Annotated in this window: 12 protein-coding genes; 4 read left to right on the top strand and 8 right to left on the bottom strand. The window is 67.7% G+C overall.

What is annotated here, in order from left to right:
- The 3 genes from ACKOED_RS09175 to scpA are packed head-to-tail and all read left to right on the top strand — an operon-like array spanning position 1 to position 4581.
- Complete coding sequence (locus ACKOED_RS09175) at positions 1 to 1182, top strand: efflux RND transporter periplasmic adaptor subunit (RefSeq protein ID WP_408916296.1); 1182 nt, start codon at positions 1 to 3, stop codon at positions 1180 to 1182.
- A gap of 52 nt (positions 1183 to 1234) precedes the next feature.
- The gene (locus tag ACKOED_RS09170) at positions 1235 to 2434 is read left to right on the top strand and encodes a methylmalonyl-CoA mutase family protein (protein ID WP_408916295.1); all 1200 of its coding nucleotides are present in this window, start codon (positions 1235 to 1237) and stop codon (positions 2432 to 2434) included.
- A complete protein-coding gene (gene scpA, locus ACKOED_RS09165; RefSeq protein WP_408916294.1) occupies positions 2431 to 4581 on the top strand; it encodes a methylmalonyl-CoA mutase in 2151 nt (716 codons plus the stop codon). The genes ACKOED_RS09170 and scpA overlap by 4 nt, the downstream gene beginning before the upstream one ends.
- Positions 4582 to 4593: 12 nt before the next feature.
- Here scpA and ACKOED_RS09160 read toward each other — a convergent pair whose 3' ends face one another.
- Both ACKOED_RS09160 and ACKOED_RS09155 read right to left on the bottom strand, forming a co-directional pair.
- The gene (locus tag ACKOED_RS09160; protein ID WP_408916293.1) at positions 4594 to 5571 is read right to left on the bottom strand and encodes an asparaginase; all 978 of its coding nucleotides are present in this window, start codon (positions 5569 to 5571) and stop codon (positions 4594 to 4596) included.
- Complete coding sequence (locus tag ACKOED_RS09155) at positions 5568 to 6791, bottom strand: MFS transporter (RefSeq protein ID WP_408916292.1); 1224 nt, start codon at positions 6789 to 6791, stop codon at positions 5568 to 5570. The genes ACKOED_RS09160 and ACKOED_RS09155 overlap by 4 nt, the downstream gene beginning before the upstream one ends.
- A 117-nt stretch (positions 6792 to 6908) precedes the next feature.
- Here ACKOED_RS09155 and ACKOED_RS09150 point away from each other — a divergent pair, with 117 nt between their 5' ends.
- Entirely contained in the window at positions 6909 to 7646 is a 738-nt protein-coding gene (locus ACKOED_RS09150) for a type 1 glutamine amidotransferase (protein WP_408916291.1), read from the top strand.
- An 18-nt stretch (positions 7647 to 7664) separates the two neighbouring features.
- Here the strand turns inward: ACKOED_RS09150 and ACKOED_RS09145 are convergent, their stop codons facing one another.
- The 6 genes from ACKOED_RS09145 to ACKOED_RS09120 all read right to left on the bottom strand — a co-directional run bounded on the left by ACKOED_RS09145 (position 7665) and on the right by ACKOED_RS09120 (position 13007).
- On the bottom strand, positions 7665 to 7955 hold the full coding sequence (locus ACKOED_RS09145; protein ID WP_408916290.1) for a type II toxin-antitoxin system RelE family toxin: 291 nt from the start codon (positions 7953 to 7955) through the stop codon (positions 7665 to 7667).
- Positions 7945 to 8193 carry a type II toxin-antitoxin system Phd/YefM family antitoxin gene (locus tag ACKOED_RS09140; RefSeq protein WP_408916289.1) on the bottom strand — a complete coding sequence of 83 codons (249 nt, stop codon included), beginning with the start codon at positions 8191 to 8193 and terminating at the stop codon, positions 7945 to 7947. The genes ACKOED_RS09145 and ACKOED_RS09140 overlap by 11 nt, the downstream gene beginning before the upstream one ends.
- Before the next feature lie 75 nt (positions 8194 to 8268).
- Positions 8269 to 8853, bottom strand: coding sequence for an amino acid synthesis family protein (locus tag ACKOED_RS09135; protein ID WP_408916288.1), 585 nt, complete (start codon positions 8851 to 8853; stop codon positions 8269 to 8271).
- On the bottom strand, positions 8850 to 9434 hold the full coding sequence (locus ACKOED_RS09130; protein ID WP_408916287.1) for an amino acid synthesis family protein: 585 nt from the start codon (positions 9432 to 9434) through the stop codon (positions 8850 to 8852). Before ACKOED_RS09130 ends, ACKOED_RS09135 begins: the two co-directional genes overlap by 4 nt.
- A complete protein-coding gene (locus tag ACKOED_RS09125; RefSeq protein WP_408916286.1) occupies positions 9379 to 10278 on the bottom strand; it encodes a UPF0280 family protein in 900 nt (299 codons plus the stop codon). Before ACKOED_RS09125 ends, ACKOED_RS09130 begins: the two co-directional genes overlap by 56 nt.
- Positions 10275 to 13007, bottom strand: a complete 2733-nt coding sequence (locus tag ACKOED_RS09120; protein WP_408916285.1) for a molybdopterin-dependent oxidoreductase — start codon at positions 13005 to 13007, stop codon at positions 10275 to 10277. The genes ACKOED_RS09125 and ACKOED_RS09120 overlap by 4 nt, the downstream gene beginning before the upstream one ends.
- Position 13008 lies beyond the last annotated feature (1 nt).

The following is a 13008-nucleotide window of genomic DNA, read 5'->3' as shown; positions in this document are numbered from 1 at the left end:
ATGCTGCGCCGCCTGATGATGCTGCTCGCCCTGCTCGCCGTATTGGCCGGCCTCGCCTGGGCCTTCTGGCCGCGGCCCCTGCCGGTGGAGACCGCCGTGATCGGCAAGCGCGACATCCTCGTCACCGTCGAGGAAGAGGGCAAGAGCCGCATCCGCGAGATTTTCACCGTCTCCGCCCCCATCGGCGGCCAGACGCTGCGCATTGACCGTCATGCCGGCGACCAGGTGGTGAAGGACAAGACGGTGCTGGCCGAAATCCGGCCCGCCGCGCCAGGCCTGCTCGATGCGCGCCTCAACCGCGTGGCGGAAGCCGCGGCGGCCTCCGCCGAAGCCGGGGTAGGACTAGCCCAGGCCGAGGTGCGGCAGGCCGAGGCCCGGCTCGCCTTCCTCAAGACCGAGCTTTCGCGTGCCGAGCGTCTGGCGGCCAAGGGCACGATTTCCGACAGCGCGCGGGACAAGGCGCGACTGGAGGCAGAAACGGCTGAAGCCGTACTGGAGAGCGCCCAGTCAGCGCTCGCCGTGCGCAAACGCGAACTGGAGCGCGCCGAGGCGGCGCTGATTGAGACCGGCACCGCCGAAGGACCCTGCTGCACCGAAATCAAGGCGCCCATAACCGGCCAGATCCTGCGGGTGCTGGCCGAGAGCGAACAGGTGGTGCAGGCCGGAACGCCCTTAATGGAGATCGGCGATCCCGCGGATCTCGAAATCACGGCTGACATCCTGTCGCGCGATGCCGTCGAGATCGTGCCGGGTGCCGCGGCGGAGATCGTGAACTGGGGTGGGGCGCCGCTCGCCGCCAGGGTGCGCCGCGTGGAGCCTTCCGCGGTGACCAAGGTCTCGGCACTCGGCATCGAGGAGCAGCGGGTGCCGGTCATCCTCGATCTCGCAAACCCGCATGAGGCCCGGCAGCTGGGCGATGGCTTCCGCGTGGTGGTGCGGATCGCCGTTTGGGAGGGCAAGGACAAGCTGGCCGCGCCCATTGCTGCGCTGTTCCGCCAGGGGAGCGCGTGGGCTGTCTACAAGGTAATGGACGGCAAGGCCGTATTGCAGATCATTTCACCGGGCCGGCGCAACGACGACGTCGTGGAGGTGACGGCAGGCCTCACCGCCGGGGACGTGGTGATCCTGCACCCCTCTGACCAGCTGGCGAATGGCGTGCGTGTCACGTCCCTGGCAGATTAGACAAAGGGCGGTTTGCGGCTGCCAGCCGCATTGGCTAGAGGTGATGGCCGACATGAGCGATCTAGAGCTGGCGGCGGGTTTTCCCGGCTTCACCGAAGCCGGCTGGATGAAACGGGTGGAGGCGGTGCTGAAGGGCGCCTCCTTCGACGAGAAGCTCATGCGGCACACCCCCGACGGCATCAGGCTGGCGCCCCTCTACGCGCAGCAGCAGGGCCCGCGTGCCGCGCGGCCCTTGCAGGCCCCATGGACAGTGTTCCAGCGGGTGGATCACCCCGATCCGGCGCGCGCCAATGCCCAGGCCCTCGATGATCTCGAAAATGGCGCCACCGGCCTGGTGCTGGTGACGCGTGAGTCAGCCACGGCGCGCGGGCTCGGCTGCGATGCCGCAAGTCTGGCGCGGGTGCTGGAGGGGGTTCACCTCCATGCGGTGTCGCTGAAACTCGAGGGCGATGCCGCAATGGCGCTCGCCGGGCTCATCGCCCGCCAGCCCATCGACCCCGAGCGGCTCTCCATCAGTTTCGCCTGCGACTCGCCCGATGATGCCGCGGAGCTGGCGCGCCTTGGCTATACCGGCCCCTATATGGAAGCGGACGGCCGCGGCTGGCACGAGCGGGGCGCGACCGACGCCCAGGAGCTTGGCGCCACGCTGGCGGCCGCGGTCGCCAGCATGCGGCGGCTCTCCGCCCTCAATGACGTGCATCTGGTGCGCGCCGTGGGCGTAACGCTCGCAGCAGCCCAGGACATGTTTGCCACGCTCGCCAAGTTCCGCGCCATGCGGCTGATGTGGCGCCGCGTGCTCGATGCCGCGGGCCTTCCGGATGCGCCGCTCAGGCTCCATGCCGAAACCTCCTGGCGGATGCTGGCGAAGCGCGATCCGCACACCAACATTCTGCGCGCCACCGCGGCGGTGTTCGGCGCCGGGCTGGGTGGGGCGGATTCGATCACCGTGCTGCCCTTCTCGCTGGCCCAGGGCCTGCCCAACGCCTTCGCACGGCGGGTGGCGCGCAACGTCCAGAACGTGCTGATCGCGGAAGCGAATCTGTGGCGGGTGGCAGACCCCGCATCCGGCGCCGGTTATATCGAAGCCTATACGCAAGGCCTGTGCGAGGCCGCCTGGACGGTGTTCCAGGCGGCGGAAGCGGGCGACTGGCCGGAGCCCAATCCATCCATGGGGCTGAACCTGCCGGTCATCGGCACCTCCGCCTATCCGCTGAAGCAGGAATACGCGCCGGAGACGGAGGCCGCGCCATGAGCCGCCTTCCGAACTTTTCATCGGTGCCATTCATGTCATCGTCCGTGGACGGACTTTCCGGCCATGACTGGGAAACTCCCGAGGGCATCAGCGTCAAGGGCGCCTATGGCCCGGAAGACATGGGCGGCATCGATTTTCTGGCGACCTGGCCCGGCCTGCCGCCATTCCTGCGCGGCCCCTACCCTACCATGTACACCACCCAGCCCTGGACCATCCGGCAATATGCCGGCTTCTCCACGGCGGAAGATTCCAACGCCTTCTACCGCCGCAACCTGGCGGCGGGCCAGATGGGGCTCTCCATCGCCTTCGACCTCGCCACCCACCGCGGCTATGACTCGGACCATCCGCGCGTGGCGGGCGATGTCGGCATGGCGGGTGTCGCCATCGATTCGATCTATGACATGCGCACGCTGTTCGACGGCATCCCGCTCGACAAGATGACCGTGTCGATGACCATGAACGGCGCGGTGCTGCCGGTGATGGCGCTCTACATCGTGGCGGGCGAGGAACAGGGCGTGCCGCCGGAAAAGCTGGCGGGCACCATACAGAATGATATTCTGAAGGAGTTCATGGTCCGCAACACCTTCATCTATCCGCCCAAGGCTTCGATGAAGATCGTTTCCGACATTTTCCGCTACACATCGGCGCATATGCCGAAGTTCAACTCGATCTCAATTTCCGGCTACCACATGCAGGAGGCGGGGGCGACCGCGGATCTGGAACTCGCCTACACGCTGGCTGACGGGCTTGAATATGTGCGCGCTGGGGTCGATGCGGGGCTGGCCATCGACCAGTTCGCGCCGCGGCTTTCCTTCTTCTGGGCGATCGGCATGAACTTCTTCATGGAAGTGGCCAAGATGCGCGCCGCCCGCATGATCTGGGCCAGGCTGATCAACGGCTTCGGCCCCCGGGACGAGCGCTCGCTGTCGCTCCGCACTCATTGCCAGACCTCGGGCTGGAGCCTTGCCGCGCAGGATGTGTTCAACAACGTCACCCGCACCTGCATCGAGGCCCTGGCGGCGACGCAAGGCGGCACGCAATCGCTGCACACCAATTCGCTCGACGAGGCGCTGGCGCTGCCCACCGATTTCTCGGCCCGCATCGCCCGCAACACGCAGCTGTTCCTGCAGCAGGAGGCGGGCACTTGCCGGGTCATCGACCCGTGGGGCGGCAGCTATTTCGTCGAGCGCCTCACCGCTGATCTCGCCGCCAGAGCCTGGGCGCATATCGAGGAAATCGAGGCGATGGGCGGCATGGCCAGGGCGATCGAAGCCGGCATCCCCAAGGCCCGCATCGAAGAAGCCGCCGCGCGCACCCAGGCCCGCATCGATTCCGGCGAACAGGCGGTGATCGGCATCAACAAATATCAGGTGGCGGGTGACGCGGCGATCGACATTCTCAAGGTCGACAACTCCATGGTGCGCGCCCGGCAGATCGACAAGCTGAAGCGCCTGAAGGCCGAAAGAAACCAGCCGGGAACCGAGGCGGCGCTCGCCAGCCTTGCGCGCGTGGCGCAAAGCGGCGAAGGCAATCTGCTGGCCGCCGCCGTCGATGCGGCGCGCGCCAAGGCCACGGTGGGCGAAATCTCATGGGCGCTGGAACAGGTGTTCAGCCGCCACACCCCGGCGATCCGCGCGGTCAAAGGCATTTACGCCGCAACGCCGCGGGACCAGCACAAGATCGAGCGGGTGAAGCACGCCGTGGCCGCCTTCTGCGAGGCCGATGGCCGGGCGCCGAAGCTGCTCGTCGCCAAGGTTGGCCAGGATGGCCATGACCGCGGCCAGAAAGTCATCGCCTCCGCCTTCAGCGACATGGGCTTCGAGGTGACCATCGGTCCGCTGTTCGCGACACCGGAAGAGGTGGCGAGCCAGGCCGCCGCGGCGGGCGTGCATGCGGTGGGCGTCTCGACCCTCACCGCGGGCCATCTCACATTGGTGCCGCTGCTCAAGGCCGCCCTCGATGCGGCCGGGCGCTCCGACATCATGATCGTGGTGGGCGGCGTCATTCCGCCGGAAGACGTGCAGACGCTGCTGGACATGGGAGCCGCCGCGGTGTTTCCGCCGGGAACCGTGATTCCCGATGCCGCGCTCGCCTTGCTGGACCGGCTGAACCTGGCGCTGGGCTATGCGCAGAAGGCGGCGGAGTAGGCCAGCGCCGCCCTAGACATCGACGCCGCGCAGTTCGCCCACCTGAAGCTTTCGCCAGTTGACGAGCTCATGGTGGCGGAAGCGTGAAATCGCGGCGCGTTCCTCCGGCGTCCACACGCCGAGCCCCGCCAGAACCGTGGCCATGCCAACTTCCGCGGCGCGGGCAGCGCCATCATCCACTTTCAGCGCGATGCCGAGCCCCGCATGCGGAATGCAGCCGCAATAGACGCCTTCAGCGCCGGTCTTGACGAAGACACGCGGCACCGCCTCCATGATCAGCGTGTCGAAATCGCCGGTTCCCGCCACCATGAACGGATGCGCGCGCACCGCCCGGATGATGCGCTGGGCGGCGGCGAAATCCGGCTTCGTGAAACGGGCGAAGCCAATCGCCAGGTTCCTGAGCGGAATGGCCCAGGTCGGCACCGAGCAGCCGTCCACACCCACCGGCTGGCCGTCAAGGTCGATGCCGCAGAGGCTACCCATGGCGCTGGCGATGAGCCGCTGCACCGGATGATCGGGGCGCGTATAGCCATGCGGGGCGGCGCCGAGCTGCCGCGCCAGGGCCAGCATGCCGGCATGCTTGCCGGAGCAATTGTTGTGGACGGCGGCACAGGCCTCGCCGCTTTTCACCAGCGCGAAGCGCGAGGCCTCATCGGCGGGCCAGTGAGCGCCGCATTCATAGAGCGCCTCGGCATTGCCGGCCTTCGCCAGCAGCGCGCGGGCCACCCGCAGATGCGCGGGCTCGCCATTGTGCGAGGCGCAGCACAGCGCGATCTCCTCATCCGTCAGGCCGAAACGCTCAGCGGCGCCGCTTTCGACGATCGGCAGGCACTGGAACGCCTTGACCGCCGAGCGCGGAAACATATCCGCCGCGATCGCGCCTTCCGCGGCCACGATATGCCCGCTCGCATCCGCCACCGCATAAGCGCCGCGGTGGCGGCTCTCGACGATGCCGCCACGGGTGACTTCGGCGATGACCGGATTCGTCATTGCGGCTTCTCCCTGTGCGGCGAGGCCGCGAGATACCAGATCATGGCCGCGATCTGAACGGCGAGGAAACAGCCCAGCGCCCAGCTGTAGCCCTCCGGGCTGTAGCCGGTGGCGGTGACCGGAAACAGGCCGATGATCAGCCCCACCAGATATTGCGCGGCGAAGGCGCAAACGAACATGGTGAAATTGATCGAGGCGTTGGCGCGGCCCGCCAGCTCCTTGCCGATATGCGCGGCAAACCACGGGAAGGCCAGCACCGCCACCTGGCCGAAAGCCGCCACCATCAGCCAGGCCGGAAACATCAGCCCGTCGAGCCGCAACACCAGGACGGCCTGGGCCACGAAATAAAGCAGGTTGAAACCGAGCATCACCTGCATCGGGCCGATGCCGCGCCGCCCCAGCCGGTCGGCGATCACACCCACCGACAGAATGCCCACCATGAAGGCAATCGCCATGAAGAGCAGATGGCGGGCCACCTCCTCGCGCGAAAAACCCATGACATCGCGCAGCCAGGGGCCGGCCCACAGCGTCTGGATGCCGATCTGCACGCCGGAGGTGAGGCCCAGCAGCGGCGCGATCCGCCAGAACAGCGGCGTCCTGAGGATCGCCAGCATCTGGGCGAACTGCGTCTTGAGCGGCGAGGGCGCGGTGACCGTATCCTGACGCGGCGCCGCCAGCAGGATGAACAGCGCGGCCAGCATGATGAGCCCCGCGAAGACGATGAACATATCGCGCCAGCCGATCAGGCTCACGAGATACTCCGTGGGCTCGGTCGCCACCACGACGCCGAGCGCTCCCACCGACATGATGGCGGTGTTGGCGAGCGAGCGCCGCTCCAGCGGCACCCAGGTGGCGGAGGACTTGTAGCTCGCCATCAGCCCCGCCGAGAAGCCGAGCCCGATCACCGCGCGCGCCGCGAACAGCCCCGCGAAATCCCCGGCGAAGGCAAAGCCGAGGCAGCCCAGCGCGGCGATGGTCAGCAACCCCGCCTGCACCTTGCGCGGGCCGTAACGGTCCAGCAGCACGCCGAGCGGCAGCTGGAACAGCGCGAAGGCGCCCAGATAGGCGGCGGTCAGCAGCCCCAGCTCGGCGGGCGACAGGCCGAGATCGCGCACCAGGTCCGGCGCCACCACGGCATTCACCGCCCGCAACAGGTAGGACATGAAATAACCGGCCGCGAAGGGCAGCAGGGCGGTGAGCAAAATGCGCGCGGGAGTCATGGCCGCAACAGTGTGTTCGCAATCCCCCCGTAAAGCAACATCAGCGAAAATAGGACTTGTGATTCGCGGGAATTCGCCTATGTGCACCATCTCAAAATTCCAGCCGGGATTGCCGCCGTGATCAGACGCGCCCTTGCCTTTCAGCACATGGATGACGAGCCTCCCGGCCTGTTCGGCCGCTTCCTCGCCGAGGCGGGGGCGGCGCTCGATGTGGTGATGCTGCACAGGGGTGAAGCGATACCGTCGCTCGCCCCTTATGATTTTCTGCTGGTCATGGGCGGGGCCATGGACGTGTGGGAGACCGGTGCCCACCCGTGGCTCACGCACGAAGTCGCGGCGATTCGCGAGTGGACGGTCAACCGCAACCGCCCGTTCATGGGCGTTTGCCTCGGCCTGCAGCTGCTCGCCAAGGCGCTGGGCGGCGCGGTAGGGCTGGCCCGCGCGCCGGAAGTGGGCTTCGGCAAGGTGGAGCTCAACGCGCTGGGGGCGAGCCACCCGATGATGCGCGGGCTTCCCGTCTCCTTCAAGATGATGCAGTGGCACCATGCCGAGGTGACCAGGCTGCCCGCCGGCGCGGAAGTGCTGGCCTCCTCACCGGTGAGCCAGGTGCAGATCATGTCGGTTGGCCGTGACATCCTCGCCACCCAGTTCCATGGCGAACTGACCCCGGCGCTGATCGCCCGCTGGGCGCATCTGCCGCAATATGTGACCTGGCTGGAAGAGGCGCTGGGACCCGGCGCCTATGAGCGGGTGCGCCTTCAGTCAAAGCCGCAGATGCCGAAGATCGAGCGCCTGAGCCGCGCCATGTTCCAGAACCTGACCGCCAGCCGCCGGACGCTCAGCAAAGCGGCGTGACGGGGTGGCGGCATTCCGTCAATCCGCCTTGCGCGCGAGCGCTGCCTCGTAGACCTGATTGCGATCACGCTTTCCGACGGCGATCACGATAACCAGCACGTCTCTGTCGCGTACTTCATACACGAGTCGATACCCGGCGCTGCGCAGTTTGATCTTATAGCGCTCTCTTGCGCCATGCAGCCGCGCCGACGGGACTTTCGGATTGTGAAGACGTTCGCCAAGCTTGGTCTTGAACTGCGCGCGGACTGTGTTGCCAAGCTTGCGCCACTCCTTCAGGGCCTCGTCCAGAAAGGCCAGCTCATAAATCATCCAGGGAGACCTTGTGGACGGTCTGACCCTCCCGCGCGTCGGCGATGGCGTTGAGCTCAATGTCCTCAAGCCGGTCCAGCATCGCCTCATAGGCCGCCGCCGGCACGCAATAGAAGGCAGGCTCGTTGCGGTTCAGGATCGCCACGGGCGATCCTTCTCCGGCGGCGACCGTGCCCATGGGATTCTTCTTGAGCTCCGATATGCTGGCCGTGGTTGTCGCAAAAATGCGGAATGCCATAATTCGCATCCTTTCAGATGCTTTTAATAGCACTTAAAACAGGTCTTTTCAAGCCTCTGAAATTCAGCCGGGGGCTTACCGCAGCCCGTCCTCGCCCTTGATTTCCGAGACCTTGAGGCCGCCGACGCGCGGCAGGGGCCGTCCGCCGGTGGTCACCGCGACGGCCACCATGATTTCATTGGCGCGCGGGGCGTCGGTGACGCGCACTTCCATGCCGTCAAAGTGGCTCCGCACGAAGGCCGCGTCCTTGTGGCCCAGCGGAATATCGAGAACCACGCCCATGCCGCCGCGCTTCTTGGAGGACGGAATCAGCGCCGCGCCCTTGCCCAGCACCTTGCGGAACGGCGCCCCCAGCCTGGGGTGCAGAATGGCGGCGGCATGTTCGAGTTCGCCGTTCTCGCCCACCGCGGCGGCCTTGCCATAGCTCTCGACCTTGTCGCCCGCGATGCCCAGCGCGGCAACGGCCCGCTCGGCCAGCAGGCCGCCAAGCTCTTCGCCAATCTCGATCAGCCCGGCAAGATCCTCCTGATAGGCTCCGGCAAAGGGATTGGCGATGACGGCAATCGCCGCCGCGCGGCGAATGGGCGGCGCCACCTCCCTGCCCTGCTCGCTCAGCGTTTCATCGACCACCGTCATGAGCTTGCGGATTTTCGCTTTCATCTCAGCCCGTCCTCTCCCTTGATGTCACTGGCGGCGAGCCCGCCGGCGCGGGCGTGAACGCGGGGGCCCGTGGTCATCACCAGCGCCACCACCATCTCATTGGCTTTCGGCGCATCCGGGATGCCAACCTCGATGGCGTCGAAATGGCTGCGCACATAGGAGGCGTTGACATGGGTCACCGGAATGTCGAGCCGGGTACCGGGTCCGCCCACCTTCTTGGTTGACGGCACGATGGCCTTGGCGCCGCCCAGCACGTCGCGCATCGCATAGCCGCCGGGCGCATGCCAGAGTGCGGCATGCTCAAGCTCGCCCGCCTCGCCAACGATCGCCCCCTTGCCATAGCCTTCGATCGATTTGGGGTCGCCGCCACGCGCCGCGAGAAGCTTCCGCGCCATGGCCAGCCCCAGGGGCTTGAGATCATCCATGAAGGGCTGAATGTCGGCATGATAGGCCCCGGCATATGGATTCTCGATCACCGCCAGCACCGCGCCGCGCCGCGGCGGAACCGCCGCGGCAGGCCCGCCCTCATGATGGATTTCCTCCACCGCGACGAGAAACTTCCTCACCTTGACGTCCGGCATCTATCCTCCCCACTGCCTGGCCCACCATGCGCGTGTCACCGGCCAGGTGCAGCGCCGCGGCGACGATATGGCCCGCGGCCGCCAGCCTCTCCGCGAAGGCTACACCCGCGGCGAGGGCGGCGGCAATTTCATTCGGCCGCAAGGGCCCCACGCTCCGGGTGACCAGCCTTGCGCCCAGATCATTGTCCGGCTGAATAGCGCGCGCCGGAACCCGGGTGACCGCCGGATGGCCCGGCAGGTCCACCGCATTGGCGATCAGCGTCGCCGCCGCATCCGCCACACTGGCGCGCGCCGCCAGCACCGTGACGGCATCGGCGATGCCCAGCGAGAATGACCGCCCGCGCCAGCCGCTGGTGGCGATGCCGCGCACCGGGTCCCCGGCGCGCAGTTGCGCCGTGGCGAACAGGCCCGGCTGATCCGGACGGCTGACCAGCCCGATGTCATAGCAATTGCCGGGCGCCAGATGCATGGCGATGTCGCCGCCATTGTTGACGAAGGCGCGGTTGAGCGGTGCGGCGTGGCACATGGCCGCCAGAACCTCCTCCGCCACGGCGCCCGCCACCGCCGCCATGGGGGTGATGAAGCCTTCCGCCGCGAAGGGCCGTGTCGCGGCCCACATCCGCCGCGCCACCGCGCCTTTTGGCTCAGCCTCCGTCTCCCGCCGCAACAGCGGCAGCTCGGCGCACAACTCATCGAGCACGCCGGCGAAACGCCGCTCCGCCGCGCGGTAAGCGCCGGCCACGTCATCCGCTTCGCCATCGGCGCTGATGATGAGATCAATCGGGCCATCATGAAGGTGCAGCCTGCGCCCATCGGCAAGCAGCGCAGCCTGCGCGCGGCTCATGCCTGTTGCAGGGCCCGGATGGCGGCCAGCACGCGCTCGGGCGTGGCCGGCGTGCGGGTCAGCCTTGCGCCGGTGGCGTGGTGGATGGCGTTCAGGATGGCGGGCGCGGTGGGGATCAGCGCCTGCTCGCCGATGCCTTTCGCGCCGAACGGCCCCACCGAGGACGCGCGTTCCACCAGGATCGACTGGACCGGCGGCACATCGCCGATCGTCGGGATCAGGTAGTCATGCAGGTTCTCGCCGCGGCCCGGCGTGAACTCCTCCATCAGCGCCATGCCGAGTCCCTGCGCCACACCGCCCTCGATCTGGCCCTCGACGAGCACCGGGTTGATGGCGCGGCCCACATCATGCGCCGCGACGATGCTCAGAACCTTGACGAGGCCGAGGCGTGTATCGACCTCGACCTGCGCCAGATGCGCGCCATAGCCATAGACCGCGTAGGGAACGCCCTGGCCATCCTTGTCGAGCGGCGCGGTGGGCGGATCGAATGTTTCCTCCGCGCACAGAACATATCCGTGCGCGCCGCGCGGCAGCTGGCCAAGGCGGACAGTGCGGACAACCCCGCCATCATCGACGCGGAGCATTGGGCCATCGAGGCCGAGGCGCGCGCCCTCGCCGGCATTGGCGAGGCGCAACAGCTGGCGGCGCAGCGCCTGGCCCGCCCGCTCGGCCGCCTTGCCAGTGACGAAGGTCTGGCGCGAGGCGGAGGTCTTGCCGCAATCGGGCGTCAGATCGGTATCCGGAGAAACAAGATCGATCAGCGCCAGCGGCAGGCCAACCGCATCGGCGGCAATCTGCGCGATCACCGTGTTGGAGCCCTGGCCAATGTCGACCGCGCCCTGATGAAGCGAAAGGCGGCCATCGGGCTTGACGCCAAAACGAATGGTTGAGGGATTGGGCAGCGAAGTGTTGCCGCAGCCATAGAACATGCCGGCCACGCCAACCCCGCGCTTGATGCGGTCACTCCCGGCATTGAAAATCCCGGCGCCCCAGCGCAGCGCCTGCCAGCTTGGCCGCAGCGCCAGCAGGCACTCGCGGATGCCGACGCCATCGCCCATCACCTGGCCGGTGACGGTGGGTGTCGTATCCCTAAGCGCGTTGCGGATGCGGAATTCCAGCGGATCGACCCCAAGCTTTTCGGCCAGCATGTCGAGCATCTGTTCCTGGGCGATCACCGTCTGCGGCACGCCGAAGCCACGGAAGGCGCCGGCCGGCACGCAATGGGTGAGCACGGCGCGGCTGCGGGCACGGTAGTTCCGCACCACATAGGGCCCGGACGCGTGGACCGGCACGCGATTGGCGACCGTCGGCCCCCAGGAGGCATAGGCGCCGGTGTTGAAATCGGCCTCGAAATCCATGGCGAGCAGATCGCCCTCGGCCGTCGCCGCCATGCGCGAGCGCATGATGGCGGGGTGGCGCTTGGTGGTCGACTGGATCGATTCAGGCCGCGAATAGACCATGGCCGCCGGCCGGCCGGTGAGCCAGGCGGCCAGCGCCACATAGGGCTGCACCGAGAGATCGAGCTTGGAACCGAAGCCACCGCCGCAGGCGGAAGGAATGATGCGGATGCTCTCGGGCGGCAGGCCCATGATCGCCGCTGTATCGTCGCGGTCCATATAGGGCGATTGCGTCGAGGCGGTGATCTCGATGCGGTCGCCAACCCGCCGCGCCCAGCCGGCCTCGGGCTCGATATAGGCGTGCTCGACAAAAGAGGTTTCGAACACGCCTTCCACCGTCACCGCCGCGGCGGCGAAGCCCTGCTCCACATCGCCGCGCGCCACATGGCCCTTGACCAGAACATTGCCGGGCCGGTTGGCGTGCAATTGCGGCGCATCGCTGTCGAGCGCCGCGGCTACGGTCAGCACATGCGGACGCTCCTCCCATGTGACTGGGAAGGCCGCGAGGTCCAGCGCTTCCACCGCCGCCCGCTCGCCCACCACGGCCGCCACCGCCTCGCCGCGGAAGCGCGCCTCATTTTCGGCGAACACCGGCTGATCGGCGAAAGGCGGAATAACGCCGAAAACATTGCGGCCCGGAATATCGCCAGCGGTCAGGATACGGAGGAGTCCGGGGTGGGCGGCCAGATAGGCGTCGAGATCGCCGAAGCGGAAGCCGGCGCGGTGGAAGGGCGAGCGCACCGCGCGCACCCACAGCGCATCACCGGGCACCGCGTCCGCGCCATAGCGCTCGGTTCCCATGACCTTGGGCACGCCATCCAGCCTGGCGATGCCAGCGCCCACCGCCCTCCCCTGCATGGGCGATGGCGCAGACGCGATGCGGCCCTTTGCGGCATCCTCCACCGCGTCAATGATCTTGGCATAGCCGGTGCAGCGGCAGAGAACGCCGCCCAGCGCATCGGCAATCGCCTCGCGGCCGGGGTTTGGTTCCCGCTCCAGAAGTGCCGCCGCCGCCATCAGCATGCCCGGCGTGCAGATGCCGCATTGCGCCGCGCCGCGGGCGAGAAACGCCTCCTGCAAGAGCCCGCCCCGCGGCGTTGCCCGCAGGCCCTCGACGCTGAGGATGCTGGCGCCCTCGGCCTGGCCCGCGGGCACCAGGCAGGCGCAGGCGAGCTCACCGTCAATCAGCACCGAGCAGGCGCCGCAGTCACCGGCATCGCAGCCGCTCTTGGTGCCGGTCTGCCCGCAATGACGGCGAAGCACCTCGCTCAGCCGCTGGCCGGGGTCTGCATCGCAGGACACGGCGGCATCGTTCAACCGAAAGGAAATCACG

Source organism: Aestuariivirga sp. (genome assembly GCF_046093005.1).
Taxonomy (GTDB): Bacteria; Pseudomonadota; Alphaproteobacteria; order Rhizobiales; family Aestuariivirgaceae; genus Aestuariivirga.
Note: the sequence above shows the minus strand (reverse complement) of the source record. Positions and strands in the feature narration are given on the sequence as shown.

Excerpts from the sequence above, each read along its gene's own strand:
- scpA (WP_408916294.1), top strand. The coding sequence starts at position 2,431 with ATGAGCCGCCTTCCGAACTTTTCATCGGTGCCATTCATGTCATCGTCC.
- ACKOED_RS09170 (WP_408916295.1), top strand. The coding sequence starts at position 1,235 with ATGAGCGATCTAGAGCTGGCGGCGGGTTTTCCCGGCTTCACCGAAGCC.
- ACKOED_RS09155 (WP_408916292.1), bottom strand. The coding sequence starts at position 6,791 with ATGACTCCCGCGCGCATTTTGCTCACCGCCCTGCTGCCCTTCGCGGCC.
- ACKOED_RS09135 (WP_408916288.1), bottom strand. The coding sequence starts at position 8,853 with ATGAAAGCGAAAATCCGCAAGCTCATGACGGTGGTCGATGAAACGCTG.
- ACKOED_RS09160 (WP_408916293.1), bottom strand. The coding sequence starts at position 5,571 with ATGACGAATCCGGTCATCGCCGAAGTCACCCGTGGCGGCATCGTCGAG.
- ACKOED_RS09130 (WP_408916287.1), bottom strand. The coding sequence starts at position 9,434 with ATGCCGGACGTCAAGGTGAGGAAGTTTCTCGTCGCGGTGGAGGAAATC.
- ACKOED_RS09175 (WP_408916296.1), top strand. The coding sequence starts at position 1 with ATGCTGCGCCGCCTGATGATGCTGCTCGCCCTGCTCGCCGTATTGGCC.
- ACKOED_RS09140 (WP_408916289.1), bottom strand. The coding sequence starts at position 8,193 with ATGGCATTCCGCATTTTTGCGACAACCACGGCCAGCATATCGGAGCTC.
- ACKOED_RS09145 (WP_408916290.1), bottom strand. The coding sequence starts at position 7,955 with ATGATTTATGAGCTGGCCTTTCTGGACGAGGCCCTGAAGGAGTGGCGC.
- ACKOED_RS09125 (WP_408916286.1), bottom strand. The coding sequence starts at position 10,278 with ATGAGCCGCGCGCAGGCTGCGCTGCTTGCCGATGGGCGCAGGCTGCAC.